Below are 14,079 nucleotides of genomic sequence, written 5' to 3' on the forward strand. Positions count from 1 at the left end.
ATGACCACTGCACTTATCAGTTCTGCTTGCATGCTTCATCAATAGCATTAACAAGACCAGTTTTGTAATGACAATCAGCATTGTTTTGATCGTTGAATCAACCATCACCATTCACCACGCAAGCAGTGCGGGCCTAGTGGCCTAGGTCTTAAACGCGCTTTCATCCTTTAAAGCGGGTGCCTTGAGCTGCGAAGATTTAACAATCCACTTCCTACAGACCGTGCCGCGATTTCATGCCCGCGTTCTTGTCAGTCTGCGTCCTTCAGTGCTTGACCCGGCTGGAGAGGCTGCTCGATCTGCTGCCAATCGCCTTGGGGTGGAAGGCATCAGCAAACTGCGGATCGGAAAGGTTGTTGATCTTGAGCTCGAGGCTGATAATGAAACGGAAGCACGCAAGCAGCTGGAACTGATCAGTGATCGCCTGTTTGCCAATCCCGTGATTGAAGATTGGAGCCTTGAGCTTCAGCCGGTTCCTACAACCACCGCTTAATTCAGCCATGAGTATTGGTGTTGTTGTCTTCCCTGGCTCAAATTGTGATCGCGATGTGCGCTGGGCAGCGCAAGGATGCTTGAACATCCCAACGCGCTTTCTCTGGCATGAGACCCGTGATTTAAATGGTCTTGATGCTGTTGTGCTTCCAGGCGGGTTTAGTTATGGCGACTACCTCCGTTGTGGTGCAATTGCCCGCTTTGCGCCTGTGCTTGAGTCGCTGGTGGAATTTGTTGCACGTGGCGGCAGAGTGCTCGGCATCTGCAATGGCTTTCAGGTTCTGACTGAACTAGGTCTGCTCCCTGGAGCTCTAACCCGCAATCGAAGCCTTCATTTCATCTGTGAGGATGCTTTGCTGACTGTGGAAAGCAACCGCACGCCTTGGCTAATGGGTCATCAACGCCAGGATGCTCTCACCCTGCCCATTGCCCATGGTGAGGGTCGATATCAGTGCAGTGACGAAACCCTTTGCCAGTTACAAGACGATGACGCTATCGCCTTGCGCTATGTCAATAATCCCAATGGTTCAGTGGCTGATATCGCTGGAATTACAAACAAGACTGGCAATGTGCTTGGCTTGATGCCACATCCTGAACGGGCTTGTGATCCTGTGATTGGTGGTGTGGATGGCAGAGGATTGTTGCAGTCACTGCTTGGCTGATTCACGATGCGACGGCGTTCGCTGCTGATGGGGGTTCCGGCTGCCTTAGCAGCAAGCTTGGCTTGGCCAAAGCTGGGGCGAACGTTGACCCCAGCCTTTAATGCATCAACACCTTTGGCGGAGCCAACACCACTGCGTGATGGTTCACGAATTCGGGTGGTCAATACTGGTACGTGGATCGATCCTCAAACAGACTTTTCTCTTTTAGTTGAGCGTTGCAAGGCGCAGGGGTGGCTCCTTGAATTACCTCCATCGTTGCATCGCCAATGGCAGTGGTTTTCTGGCACAGATGCCCAGCGCCGCACTGAACTAGAGGACGCGTGGAGGGATCCTCATGTTGATGGAATTGTCTACATCGGCTCTGGTTGGGGTGGCGCAAGGGTTTTGGAGGACGGGTTCCAATTTCCACGACGCTCCCTTTGGAGCCTGGGCTTCTCAGACTCCAGTTCTCTGTTATTGGCCCAGTGGGCTGTGGGATCTCGCGGCGCCATCCATGGGTCGATGACTGGGTCTGACGAACAATGGCAACGAACGGTTGATCTGTTGTCTTGTCAATCTGTAGCTCCGATATCGGGCATTGGGGTGATTCCAGGCATTGCTGTAGGCCCTTTAGTGGTAACCAATCTCACCGTGGCTACACATTTAATCGGAACACCCTGGTTCCCTGATTTGCGGGGTGCCGTGTTACTGCTCGAGGATGTAGGTGAAGCACCCTATAGGGTTGATCGCATGCTCACACAATGGCGCAGTGCAGGGCTGCTACGAGATGTTGCGGCTGTAGCGACAGGCCGTTTCAGCTGGAAAGGGGAGATTGTCCCTGGAGACTTCTCAATGGTCAGCATCCTTGCGGAGCGTCTTTCTTCTCTTGGCGTGCCATTGGTCAGGGATCTTCCTGTTGGTCATGGCCAACCGAATCTTGCCTTGCCTCTTGGAGCAATCGCGCGCCTCGACGGACGCAATGGATCTCTAATGTTGTTGTCCTAAACCATAGTCATTAAAAAGGGAGGCCTCACAGCCCCCCTCAGCAATTCATTTGGCCTTAATCATGCAGCAACAGCGGTTTTTGGATCAAGCTGACCTTTCTCATAAAGGGCTGAGTAATAGTTGATATCACGTTGCTTAATTTTACTGGCATTGCCGGCACACCAAAACTGCTGATAGCGATCAAGACAGACCTGCTTCATATATTTACGCGCAGGTTTGTTGAAGTGGCGTGGATCGAAGTTGGCAGGATCAGCGACAGAGGCTTCACGTACAGCAGCGGTGAAAGCCAGGCGATTGTCGGTGTCGATATTGACCTTACGCACGCCATTGCGAATCCCTTCTTGGATCTCTTCGACAGGAACGCCATAGGTCTCAGGGATTGCACCTCCGTATTTATTGATCATTTGCAGCCATTCCTGGGGAACGGAAGAGGAACCGTGCATCACTAAATGAGTGTTAGGGATGGCCTTATGGATTTCTGCAATTCGACTGATCGCTAATACTTCACCAGTGGGTTTGCGCGTGAATTTGTAGGCGCCGTGGCTGGTCCCAATCGCGATTGCTAAAGCGTCAACTTTGGTTTTAGCGACGAAGTCGGAGGCCTCAGCTGGGTCAGTGAGCAGTTGACTGTGGTCGAGCTTGCCTTCAAATCCGTGGCCGTCTTCGGCTTCACCCATACCTGTTTCCAAGGAGCCCAGGCAGCCCAGTTCACCCTCCACGCTTACGCCAATGGCATGGGCCACGCCTACGACTTCTTTTGTGACAGCAACGTTGTACTCGTAGCTGGCAGGTGTCTTGGCGTCTGCCTCAAGAGAACCATCCATCATCACAGAGGTGAAACCGTTTGCGGCAGCACCAAAGCATGTTGAGGGGCTATTCCCGTGGTCTTGATGCATCACAACCGGGATGTCTGGATAGGTCTCAACGGCGGCGATGATCAGATGTCTTAAAAAGATTTCACCTGCGTAGCTTCGAGCACCGCGGGAGGCCTGCAGGATCACTGGGCTGTCAGTCTCGTCAGCCGCTTCCATGATGGACTGCACCTGCTCGAGGTTGTTCACGTTGAAAGCAGGGATGCCATAGCCGTTTTCTGCGGCATGGTCAAGCAGAAGCCTTAGCGGAACGAGGGCCATAGAGATCTCCGTAGTGTCAGTAGGGGCCAGTTCTCAAGCAAAGAGTCCTGGACCTGCGGCCCCGGACTTTATAAGACGATGGTCAGAACTGTCACCTATCTCTATCAGGCTTATTTATTTTCAGAGTGTCGATTGGATTTCAAGTCGCTGTCCTGATCTAGCTGAATCCCTTATTTTGTCGCATACCTTTTGGCTGGCCCATCCTTCCGCAAGGCCTGGCAGCATTGGCTGGCCACTGCGCATGCTCTCGGCCCACCAGCCTTGAAGCCTCGCCACAGGGGCGATGCGACCATCAGTCCATGTGGTGGGGAATGCTAGATCCAAATCAGCGCTAATGCTGCGTAGTGGCTCACCGGCAGCTGCTGCCCAGAGGCCAAAGCCATGCACATAGTCTTTCTGGTTGTCACTGCCAAGCAAGAGGCTGCCGTTGCTGCCGTAGATCTCCAGCCAGCACCCTCTTCCCTGGAGGGCAATTGCCGTGAGGCTCACCTGGGCAGGAATTTCAGGCCTCTCATTTCCACCCAGCGTTAACTGAGCCAGGGTGACGTCTTCACTGCTCACATCACACGGTTCGCCACTACTTGGATCAGGCCTTGCTTGAATCGAGGTGGATAGCAGAGCACTCACCTGGCGAGTTGGCCCACACAACCAATGCAGCATGTCGATGGCATGAGTGCCTAGCGCCCCAATCACGCCGCCACCTGCCTCGGATTGGGAATACCAGTTCCATGGTCTTGAAGCATTGGCGCGACTACTCATTAACCAGTCAAGTTTCACCAGCCATGGCGTTCCCACGATGCCTTGATCAAGCAAACGCTTGGCTTGCATAAACAACGGCACAGCACGGTATTCAAAGTCCACGGCCACGCTCAATCTTTTCTTGATGGCCAGTCGTTGCAGTTCAGCGACTTGATCGGCATGCAACGCCACGGGTTTCTCCAGAAGCAAATGTTTTCCAGCTTTGAGTGCTTCTAGCGCCAATTCAAAACGCGGGCCTGGTGGTGTTGCCAGAATCACGGCCTCGATCTTTGGATCAGTCAATAGGGCTGACCAGTTGCTATAGCCGATAAGTTCATGTTGGTTACAGGCTTTTTCTAATCGCTCTGTGCGTGGATGCCAAAGGGCAACAGGCTGTAGGTCTGGATTGGCTTTTAGTGCCGGAAGATGAACGCTTTCACCGAAGCCAAGGCCGGCAATCGCAACACCAATTGGAGGGCGGATTGGATTCATGATTGATATTTACGTCACCTCTGCAGTGCAAACCTCATCGATGACTGCATCGATGAGCCCATCGCCATCAGAGGGTTTCCATTCTGCGCGGAAACGATGCAAACCATTCACTGAAGTATCCCTGAAGAGCTTTTGATCGCAGTCCACATGCATCAAATAAAGGCTGCCATTTTGCTGCTTCTCGCCTTCTCTGAGCGCTGGAGTAAAGCGACTAAGCACGCTGAGATTGCCATCCTTGTCGTAGTGAAGGCTGCCTATATCCCACCATTGCTGTCCAGCTTCAGTGGCTGGGACTTCCTTCCATTCGACTGGGCCAGCGCTTGCGATTTCTGCTTCGAGAAAGCCAAAAGGAATCAAAAGGGTTAGCAGCAGAAGCATGACACCCTGACCAAGCCAGAGGCAGAATCGGAATAGAGATTTGCTCATTATTTACCCGCAGCCTTTTTCGCTTTGCAGCCATGAAGCATCAAGAGTGAGGCCAGCGTTTTACGAAGTTGCGTGCGAGGCACGATTGTGTCTACGAAGCCGTGCTCTTGCAGATATTCGGCAGTCTGAAAATTGTCGGGTAGTTTTTCCCGCAAGGTCTGCTCAATGACCCGGCGTCCAGCAAAGCCAATCAGAGCCTTCGGTTCCGCCAGAATTAGATCACCGAGCATGGCAAAACTGGCAGTCACACCACCGGTAGTTGGATGAGTGAGCAGTGGCATGTAGAGCAGTTCAGCCTCTCGATGTCGCTCAAGAGCACCGGAAATCTTGGCCATTTGCATCAGGCTGAGCATGCCTTCTTGCATTCGAGCTCCGCCTGAAGCGCAGACAATCAAAAGGGGTAGACCTTGGGCTGTGGCCCGCTCCACCAGTCGGGTGATCTTTTCTCCAACGACTGATCCCATAGAACCGCCCATGAAGCGGAAATCCATCACCGCCATTGCCATCGGCATTCCTTCAACTTGGCAAAGACCTGTGACGACCCCGTCCTTCATGCCTGTTGAGGCCTGGCTTTCTCTCAGTCGATCGGCATAGGCACGGCGATCTTTAAATCCGAGTGGATCTGTAGGGCTGAGGTTGCGATCCAATGATTTAAAACTTCCTTGGTCAGCGATCAGGACAATCCTTTCGTCGCTATCGATGCGGTGGTGATAGCCGCAGTTGGAACAAACACTTGCATTGGCATGAAGATCCTTGCGATAAACAACCTGACCGCATTCGGGGCATTTGACCCAAAGGCCATCGCTTTCTTCAGTTTCCTGGCTCACCTTGCCAACGAACTGACCCTTGCGACGATCAGCAAACCAGTCGAATAAACTCATCCTTTTAAATCAGTGTGAGGACGGGTGACTTCTCAACTGGCACAAGGCTTCTCGGACAGACATAAGGATGGATCAAGTGTCCATGCTTATGTCCAATACCGCAAATTAAGAAGTGGTGAATCATCCAAATCTAAAGCGCGCTTCACTCACTGACAGTTGGCATTTTTTTCTAGCAGCCTTTGGTCTATTAAAGACCCATTAGGTTCGCCCAATTTTGCCACCACCAATCTGATCCGCAAAGCCATACACCCCAGACCCCAAAGGCAATGAAAGGCCCGAAGGGAAAAGGCTGGCGAGGTTGTAGCTGACCAGTAAGCCGACCGATGAGACCAACCATTGCGCCGCTGATGATGGCCAAGGTCATGGCCATAGCCACCCCATTCAGTCCTAACCATGCTCCAGCAAGGGCCGCCAATTTGGCATCGCCAAGCCCAAGGGCTGGCTGACCAATCAGCTTTTTAGCAAAGAAGCTAAGCCCTTCCATCGCAATGAAGGCTGCTGCTGCTGCTAGTAAATGGTCGAGCAGCAGGGCTGATCCCTTACTCCAGCCGAGTGAAGCTGCCGCTGTCGCTGTGAAAGCCAGGCCTAACAAAAGACCAGCCCGACAGAGTGGTTCTGGCAACCACATGTGATCGAGGTCGATAAGGACCAGTGGCAACAGCACACTGACAAGCACCACTCCAGCAAAGAGATTGAACAAGGAAGAGAACTCGCCCATGCTGGTTGGAGCTGCCAAGGCAGCCGATACCCAAAGCCCGGCGCTGAGACTCTCCACCGCTGGATAACGCACTGGAATGGTGGTTCTGCAATCACGACAGCGACCGCCCAGTTGAATCCATGCGAGTACTGGGATGTTGTCGTGCCAACGCACACCACATCCGCAACGTGGGCAATGACTACCAGGCCAAATCAATGATTCCTTTCGGGGAAGCCGCCAGGCCATCACATTGCTGAAGCTGCCCATACAAGCTCCGATGATCGCTATATAAATCCAGAGCATTAGCTGCGCCTAGAGATGGCGATGTTTCTTGCGCGGGTTTGACGGGAGCGCATCGGGAGGGTGCGCAGGAGTTCTAGCTTGAGATACTTTTCTTTTGGGAGCAGAACCGGAAGATCAAAGACAACGCGTCCTTTCCCATTGTTTTCATTCAGAACAACACCACTGGGTTCCGTGCCAGTAGTGATGGTGTTAGAGAGATAGTTGAAATAAATTTGTCGTGCTTTCTCAATCAGTTGGTCACTGTTGATCCGATCCCAGCGTGCTGCCTCGGTTGATCGGGAAGCAGCTGTTGAAATTACAAATGAGAGGTTAGAAATAGAAATAGGATTAACTGATTACTCAGATAATCCCATCATAGTTGTTTCTTGAGGTAACGAAATTATTTTGCTTAGGAGAGGTTGTGTTTGTCTTCAATCAGGCGATGAATAATCGGGGTCAGAATTAATTCCATTGCAAAACCCATCTTGCCTCCGTTCACCACGATGCTTGTCGGACTCGACATAAACGAGTCATTAATCATGTTGAGCAGATCTCCGAAGTCGATGCCCCATTTTTCGCGAGCACCTTTGCGGAAGTGAATGATCACAAAGCTTTCATCCGGCGTAGGGATGTTCCTACAAATGAATGGGTTGGAGGTGTCCACAGTGGGCACTCTCTGGAAATTGATGTCTGTGCGGCTGAATTGTGGACAGATGTGGTTGATGTAATCAGGCATGCGACGCAGAATCGTATCCACAATTGCTTCTGCGGAATAGCCACGCTCGGCATTGTCGCGGTGGATTTTTTGTATCCACTCAAGGTTGGTGATTGGTACCACCCCAACCAGTAGGTCAGCGCAGGCTGCTACGTCGTAGCCATCACCAACGACACCGCCATGCAGACCTTCATAGAAGAGCACATCAGTGTTGGTTGGAATTTCCTCCCAAGGGGTGAACTGACCAGGGTCAAGTTTCGTACCTAGGCGGCTGTTATGTTCTGCTGCCTCTTCAGTGCTATGCAAGTAGTAACGCTTCTTGCCACCCCCTGTTTGACCGTAGGTGCGGAAGAGCTCTTCGAGCTTGTCGAATAAGTTCGCTTCTGGGCCGAAGTGGGAGAAGTTTTCACCCTTGGCCAAGGCGTCAGCCATGGCTTCCTTCATGGCCATCCGCTCGAAGCGGTGGTAGCTATCGCCCTCTACAACGGCGGGCGTGATTTTCTCTCGGGAAAAAATGTGCTCGAAGGCCCGCTTTACGGTGCTGGTTCCGGCTCCAGAGGACCCTGTAACGGCGACAACCGGGTGACGCTTCGACATCGACGCAGGCAGGACAGGCCCAGAGATTTTGGCAGGTCATGGAGCAAACAGCTCAATTTGGCAACATCAGCATTTGCTTATCAGAGTTGTCGATCCTTTAAAGCGCTTGCAGCAATTGCTCACCCATCTCTGCGCAGCCCAGTTGGGTACAGCCCTCACTCATGAGGTCACCTGTCCGGAAACCAGCCGCAAGAACACGGTCCACTGATCGTTCAAGAGCCGTTGCGGCATCGTTTTCCTTTAAGCCAATTCTCAGCATCATTGCTGCGGAAAGCACCATTGCCATTGGATTGGCCAGGTCTTGTCCTGCAATATCGGGTGCGGAGCCATGCACCGGCTCGAACAGTCCTGGTCCTTCGCTGCCGAGCGAAGCTGAGGGCAGCATGCCAATCGAGCCTGTCAGCATGGCTGCTTCGTCACTAAGGATGTCTCCGAACAGGTTGCCGGTGAGCAGCACATCGAATTGCCTGGGGTTGCGCACCAATTGCATCGCGGCATTGTCCACATACATGTGGCTGAGCTCTACATCTCCATAGTTGACAGCCAAAGCATCGACACGATCACGCCACAGTTGACTGACATCAAGCACATTTGCCTTATCTACCGAACAAAGCTTTCCGCTGCGATCGCGGGCGAGGTCGAAAGCAACCTTGGCGATTCGGTCCACCTCTGTTCTGGAGTAGGTCATTGTGTTGAAAGCGCGCTCATCCCCATCGGCCTCAATCCGCCCTTTCGGTTGGCCGAAATAAATCCCGCCTGTGAGCTCCCGCACCACCATTAGATCAACGCCTTTGATCACCTTTGCTTTCAGGCTGCTGGCATCGATCAGGGCCGGCAGGATCGTCACCGGTCTGAGGTTCGCAAATAGTTTCAGTCCTGCACGAAGGGATAGAAGGCCTGTTTCCGGCCGTTGCTCCCTGGGGAGGGCATCAAAGCGAGGGCTACCAATTGCTGCAAGGAGCACCGCATCACTGGCTCGACATGCCTCCAGGGTGCTGGCTGGCAGCGGCGATCCGCTTGCGTCGATGGCAACACCTCCTATGGGGTGTTGCTCGAAATTCAGCTTGAAACCGTGTAGTTCGCCTGCTGCATCAAGTAACAACTTTGCTACAGCAGTGATTTCAGGACCGATACCATCACCAGGCAGCAGAACGATGCGGTGCTGGCGCATGTGGAGGACTCCAAAATGGCTTGTGCCTCCTATGAGGTTACTGAGGTGTATCTCTTGTCAGCTTCCTCAACATTTTGGCCATCTCCGGTAATTTGCTGAAGGTTGCGGAACAGCGCAACCAGAGGCGATTTGGAATCGCGGGATAGCCGCTGACAACTTCCCCCGCTTCAACTTCGCCATGAATACCGCTCTTCGAGCTAGCGATGGCACGATCGCCGATTACAGCTCGATTAGCGACTCCAACCTGACCAGCGAGGATTACACCGTCACCCAGGCGAGCACCGCCAGCAATCCCCACCTGTGAGGCAAGGGCACATCCTTTGCCTGTAACCACCCCGTGGCCGATTTGCACAAGGTTGTCAATTTTGGTACCAGCGCCGATGCGAGTCTCACCCACCGATGGACGGTCGATAGTCGACCCGCAGCCCACTTCTACACAGTCTTCAAGAACCACCAAACCTGTTTGAGGCATCTTTCTCCATCCATTGGCAGTAGGTACGAAACCGAAACCCTCTGATCCCACAACGGCATTGGAGTGCACAACGCAGTTCAGACCTAGCCTGGAACCAGGCTGAAGAACAGCATTGGCGTGAAGTTCATTAGCTTCCCCCACCACCACATCTTCGTAAATCACTACGCCTGGATGAACCACGCTATAGGCACCGATACGGCTGCCATCACCGATGACGACGTGCGCACCGATTGAGATCCCTTGACCAAGATGCACTTGATCTCCGATCACAGCTGTGGGGTGAACGCCTGCCTTGGGCCGCGAGCGTGGATGCAATTGTTCCAAGGCTTCAGCGAATGCCAGGCGAGGATCTCGCAACACCGCAAAGGCCAGCCCTCTTTGTTCAGCAATGACACGTAGATCATCCTGAGGTGGAATCAATACGGCCCCAACCTTGCTGTGGCTTAGCTGTGTGGTTAGTGCATTGCCCTGTTCCAGAAAACTGAGCTGATTGGCCTTTGCTTGATCAAGAGATGCGCCGCTAAGCAGTTCAGGATCTTCAGCTAGCTGGTGGTCCTGCAGCCCAGCGCTTCCTTGTTGGAGGGAGGCGATCAACTGGCTGAAGAGCATGTCAAATCACTTTTCGGCGGATCGTAGGCGTGATGTGTTGTTGATGTTCACTCAAGTCACGCGTTGCGGAGAACCAACACGTCCCTATGCACCACAACCGGTGAACGATTCGTGCTCATTTGGGTCTCAATGGCCTCGCGCAGTTCTTTGCTGCTCAAGGAACACAAGCCTCGAGCGAGCTCGTTACCTTCAGGATTAATGAGTCTTACCGGCTGGTTGGCTTCAAAGTTTCCTTCCACCTCTTTAACCCCCACCAAGAGGAGGGAGGCGCCACGATCTTGAAGGGCATCGCAGGCGCCTTCATCCAGCTGAAGGGTCCCTAAGGGCTTCAGGGCATGGGCCAGCCAGCTCTTGCGATTGCCGAGAGGTTGAGGGTGAGGATGAAACACCGTGCCGCTCCGTCTTCCTTGCAGCAACCCATCAAGTACTTGAGGATCGCGGCCATCAGCAAGAAGAACGGTGATGCCACTTGCGGTAGCGATGCGAGCTGCCGCAAGTTTTGTAGTCATACCCCCAGTGCCCCAGGGACCTCCCTCCCCGGCCGCGACTTCCAGGGCAGTCAGTTCATGGGGATGGTAAACATCTGAGATCGGTTCGGCAGAGGCATTAATGCGGGGGTCTGAGGAATAAAGGCGATCCACGTCGGTGAGCATGATGAGCTGATCAGCCCCCACTGCGGTTGCAACGAGAGCTGAAAGGGTGTCGTTGTCGCCGTAACGCAATTCTTCCGGAGAGAGGGCGTCGTTCTCATTCACCACCGGCAGCACGCCCCAGTCGAGCAGTTGCTTCAAGGTGCTTGAAGCATTGCGATAACGGTGCCTCGAGCCAAGATCTGAGCGGGTGAGCAATACCTGAGCCACGGTGTGGCCCCTTCGGCTCATAGCAGCCTCATAGAGAGCCATGAGTTGTCCTTGACCGATAGCCGCCGTCGCTTGGAGAGCCACCACATCGACCGGCCGTTGGCTTAGCCCTAGACGATTGCAACCCAGACCTACGGCACCACTTGTTACGAGGACAACATGATCCCCCCGCTTGAGGCTTGCTGAAAGGCAGGCGCTGTAGCTCTCAATCACTTCGGCGGTGGATTGCTTCTCATTGCCTCTCAGCAGGCTGGTTCCCACCTTCACCACCCACAGACTCATGTCTGTGGGGCCCCTAACCATGCGGCAAGTTTTTGTTCGAGACGCTGAACTCGGTTGTTGTTGCAGGGGTAGCCATCGGCGCGTAGTGGTCGAACTAGAACGGTATAGAGATCAAGACGGTTTCCGGCTAGCACGTCAGTGAAGATTCGATCTCCCACAATGGCGATCTCTGTAGGTTTGCACTGGAGCTGATTGAGTACCTTTCGCAGTCGGGCTCTGCGAGGTTTCGCTGCACTGCAGGTGAAGGTGAGATCTAGTTGCTCAGCTACCGAACCGATACGTTTTCGAGAGGGATTGTTGCTGAAGAGGTGAAGTAATAGATGGCGTTGGGCTTCCTTAACCCAGCTTGTAACGGATAGCGGTAGTTCAATCTCACGCCCGGGCAGCAAGGTGCGATCAACGTCAAGGATCAGGGCCTGCAGGCCCTGATCCAGCAAGTGCTGGATCGGCAGATGGGGGAGGGTCAGGCCGGGTTCCCAGTTTGGCTGAAGCCAGTGTTGGCTCATTAGATCTACAGCTCCCTATCTTCGAGCTCGACTTCAATACGTGGCTGGATTTGATCGAATTCCTCTCCTTCTACAAGCTTTGCTTGACCGTCGGTCATGCGAGCCACAACGAAAAAGGGATCCAGAGGGATATAAAGGCCATACTCCTGCTCTTGGACCATAAAACTAACGAGCAATTCGTATGTCTCGGAGTCGCCATCGGTTTCCTCATCTTCCAATTCCTCTGGATCGGGTTCGTCTAGTTCACCGTTCACAGTGAGTGTTACGGCTGAGCGAACAAGAGTGAGGTCGTGTTCTTGCAGCACGACATCGGCCACTGAAAGGATTGGTTCACTGCTGGCAATCGTTTCGATCAGTTCAGGATCGTTGCCTTCGATGAGGCGGAAGAGGGAGACGGGGGTGTCGACCGGTGTGAGTAGGGCGTAATCCTTGTCATCAAGGGGAATGAGTTGCTCGAGAAAACAGAGCAGATCCCGCCCTTCATCATCTCTTACTAGAACCGTTGGCACCTCGCCATTGATGTTTGGACCCGGGGCAGTCATTAGAGCTGAGGTTGATTTGCTCAGGATCCACTATCGCTGTTCGCCTGGCTCACTGGATGGGCCGCCACGTGGACCGGTTTCAGTTCGGGACCTTCTCGCAACCACTGCTCGAGTAGAAGTGCTGCCGCAGCACTATCAAGCTGGCCACTGCGATCGCCTTGCAAGTTGTAGCGTTCAGCAGCAGCCCAACTACTGCTGTGTTCATTGACCAAAGCGAGAGGCAGCTTGAGAGCTCTCGCCAAGCGTTGTCCATAGCGCTCATAGTGTCGTGCTTGATCAGTGGGCAGACCTTTGGCATCGAGTGGCAAACCCACGACCAGACCTTCCACTTTGCGACTAGTGCAGTACCGCTGCAATGCTTTTAGGTCTCGGTCGAAGCTTTTTCTCTGCAGAGGTGGTAGAGGACTCACCGTGATGCCCAGTGGATCGCAGCCTGCTAGGCCGATGCGTCTTTTCCCCAAATCCAGACTAAGAATGGATTTGGGGCTGGGTTTTGTTGCCGTCATTCACGTCGGCCCAGGCTTGGAGTAGGGAGGGGTGGTTGCTGTGGTTGCAGTCGCCCCAGCATCGATTGCAGTGGTCGAGCTCCAAGAAGCAACTTGCTGCTTGCCTGGCGACGCCAAAGACTGCGGCCAAGCAGCAACTCTTCTCCCGCACGCTTCCATCTCAGTTGTTCGAGAAGAGTATTGAGCGGCTCGTCTTCGCTGGTGGTGATCAATCGGAATGTTTTGGACATGCTCGTAAGGTCAGCCAAAACTTTTGGCAGAGCTTGTGACAGTCGAGGGTCCCAGCCGACATCGCGAATGAGTTCAAGCACTGTTTCTGAGTTTGTTCCAGGATGGCTGACCAGACCTGCAATGGCCGTAATCGTTGCGCCGCCCTGGGTAAGCAGCACGCCACTGCCCGTTTGGTTTTGGTCAAGTAGGTCGATCCATTGTCGATCGACGATCTGGCGGAGATGGCCAGAGCCTCCGGCTTTTTCCAGTGGCCAAAGCAAGGAGGCTGTTCGATGGCTCAATTGTTGCCAGCTGAGCTCATCAGGCCAAGTTGGTATCGCCTGGGCCATCAGTGAAGGTGGTGTCCAACACTGGAAGAGCTTGAGAGGTTGAAAGCCGAGCACTCGGGCTAGTGCCAGCTGATCGGTGTCATTGACGGGGCAGCGCAAGATCCAGCTCTGTGCCCGCTTACTGCCTTGCTGGATGGCATTTTTTAAAAGGTCACGGCTCACGCTTTGCTTGCTGCAGTGCCGCGGCGACGTTATTAACTCCGGTGAGGTCACTGACCAGCAGGTGCCACGTCGGTTGTAGGGCCTAATCACAACGAGGCCGACCAGATTTTTCTGCTCAAGAGCAACTAGGCAACTTGGCTGCCTAGTTGGCAGCAAGCTTGGAAGTTGTTGTTCAGCTCTTGCCAGCCAACCGCGCCAAAGCATGGTCTCTAGCCAGTGCATCCGACCAGCGTGATTGCTGGCATTCAGCATGGGGAAGTGGCTCGCTCTTAGGGACATCACCTGAAGGGGGCTGCTGGATGCCTCGATCACG

16 protein-coding genes are annotated in these 14,079 nt (G+C 53.6%); 3 read left to right on the top strand and 13 right to left on the bottom strand.

Features of this window, described 5'->3' with window-relative positions; all coding sequences use genetic code 11:
- Positions 1-220: 220 nt before the first annotated feature.
- Genes purS through SIB74_RS06150 form a run of 3 tightly spaced genes read left to right on the top strand, consistent with a single transcriptional unit; the run spans position 221 to position 2,135 of the window.
- Positions 221-490, top strand: a complete 270-nt coding sequence (gene purS, locus SIB74_RS06140; protein WP_063395993.1) for a phosphoribosylformylglycinamidine synthase subunit PurS — start codon at positions 221-223, stop codon at positions 488-490.
- A gap of 7 nt (positions 491-497) precedes the next feature.
- Complete coding sequence (gene purQ / locus SIB74_RS06145; RefSeq protein ID WP_063395761.1) at positions 498-1,151, top strand: phosphoribosylformylglycinamidine synthase subunit PurQ; 654 nt, start codon at positions 498-500, stop codon at positions 1,149-1,151.
- 27 nt (positions 1,152-1,178) lie between these two features.
- Positions 1,179-2,135 (top strand): S66 peptidase family protein, encoded by a 957-nt coding sequence (locus SIB74_RS06150; protein ID WP_413681797.1) that lies wholly within the window; start codon positions 1,179-1,181, stop codon positions 2,133-2,135.
- A gap of 59 nt (positions 2,136-2,194) precedes the next feature.
- Here the strand turns inward: SIB74_RS06150 and fba are convergent, their stop codons facing one another.
- The 13 genes from fba to SIB74_RS06215 form a co-directional block, all read right to left on the bottom strand.
- Positions 2,195-3,268, bottom strand: coding sequence for a class II fructose-bisphosphate aldolase (fba, locus tag SIB74_RS06155; RefSeq protein WP_063395759.1), 1,074 nt, complete (start codon positions 3,266-3,268; stop codon positions 2,195-2,197).
- A gap of 120 nt (positions 3,269-3,388) precedes the next feature.
- The gene (locus tag SIB74_RS06160; RefSeq protein WP_063395758.1) at positions 3,389-4,498 is read right to left on the bottom strand and encodes a Gfo/Idh/MocA family protein; all 1,110 of its coding nucleotides are present in this window, start codon (positions 4,496-4,498) and stop codon (positions 3,389-3,391) included.
- Between the two features lie 9 nt (positions 4,499-4,507).
- A complete protein-coding gene (locus SIB74_RS06165) occupies positions 4,508-4,876 on the bottom strand; it encodes a hypothetical protein (protein ID WP_063395992.1) in 369 nt (122 codons plus the stop codon).
- 47 nt (positions 4,877-4,923) lie between these two features.
- Complete coding sequence (accD, locus tag SIB74_RS06170) at positions 4,924-5,805, bottom strand: acetyl-CoA carboxylase, carboxyltransferase subunit beta (protein ID WP_063395757.1); 882 nt, start codon at positions 5,803-5,805, stop codon at positions 4,924-4,926.
- Positions 5,806-5,992: 187 nt separating this feature from the next.
- On the bottom strand, positions 5,993-6,805 hold the full coding sequence (locus SIB74_RS06175; protein ID WP_063395756.1) for a prepilin peptidase: 813 nt from the start codon (positions 6,803-6,805) through the stop codon (positions 5,993-5,995).
- Positions 6,806-7,193: 388 nt separating this feature from the next.
- Positions 7,194-8,096 carry a phosphoribulokinase gene (locus tag SIB74_RS06180; protein ID WP_063395755.1) on the bottom strand — a complete coding sequence of 301 codons (903 nt, stop codon included), beginning with the start codon at positions 8,094-8,096 and terminating at the stop codon, positions 7,194-7,196.
- A 97-nt stretch (positions 8,097-8,193) separates the two neighbouring features.
- Positions 8,194-9,267 (bottom strand): 3-isopropylmalate dehydrogenase, encoded by a 1,074-nt coding sequence (leuB, locus tag SIB74_RS06185; RefSeq protein ID WP_063395754.1) that lies wholly within the window; start codon positions 9,265-9,267, stop codon positions 8,194-8,196.
- A gap of 37 nt (positions 9,268-9,304) precedes the next feature.
- A complete protein-coding gene (gene lpxD / locus SIB74_RS06190; protein WP_063395753.1) occupies positions 9,305-10,348 on the bottom strand; it encodes a UDP-3-O-(3-hydroxymyristoyl)glucosamine N-acyltransferase in 1,044 nt (347 codons plus the stop codon).
- Between the two features lie 56 nt (positions 10,349-10,404).
- Positions 10,405-11,490 (bottom strand): glutamate 5-kinase, encoded by a 1,086-nt coding sequence (proB, locus tag SIB74_RS06195; protein WP_063395752.1) that lies wholly within the window; start codon positions 11,488-11,490, stop codon positions 10,405-10,407.
- Complete coding sequence (locus SIB74_RS06200; protein ID WP_063395751.1) at positions 11,487-11,996, bottom strand: YqeG family HAD IIIA-type phosphatase; 510 nt, start codon at positions 11,994-11,996, stop codon at positions 11,487-11,489. The genes proB and SIB74_RS06200 overlap by 4 nt, the downstream gene beginning before the upstream one ends.
- Before the next feature lie 5 nt (positions 11,997-12,001).
- On the bottom strand, positions 12,002-12,538 hold the full coding sequence (locus SIB74_RS06205; protein WP_063395750.1) for a DUF3727 domain-containing protein: 537 nt from the start codon (positions 12,536-12,538) through the stop codon (positions 12,002-12,004).
- A 20-nt stretch (positions 12,539-12,558) separates the two neighbouring features.
- On the bottom strand, positions 12,559-13,044 hold the full coding sequence (gene ruvX / locus SIB74_RS06210) for a Holliday junction resolvase RuvX (protein ID WP_063395749.1): 486 nt from the start codon (positions 13,042-13,044) through the stop codon (positions 12,559-12,561).
- Positions 13,041-14,078, bottom strand: a complete 1,038-nt coding sequence (locus tag SIB74_RS06215; RefSeq protein ID WP_231906050.1) for a hypothetical protein — start codon at positions 14,076-14,078, stop codon at positions 13,041-13,043. The genes ruvX and SIB74_RS06215 overlap by 4 nt, the downstream gene beginning before the upstream one ends.
- Position 14,079: the final 1 nt, after the last annotated feature.

Origin of the sequence: Prochlorococcus sp. MIT 1306, from assembly GCF_047304515.1 — a bacterium.
Classification (GTDB): Bacteria; Cyanobacteriota; Cyanobacteriia; order PCC-6307; family Cyanobiaceae; genus Prochlorococcus; species Prochlorococcus marinus_D.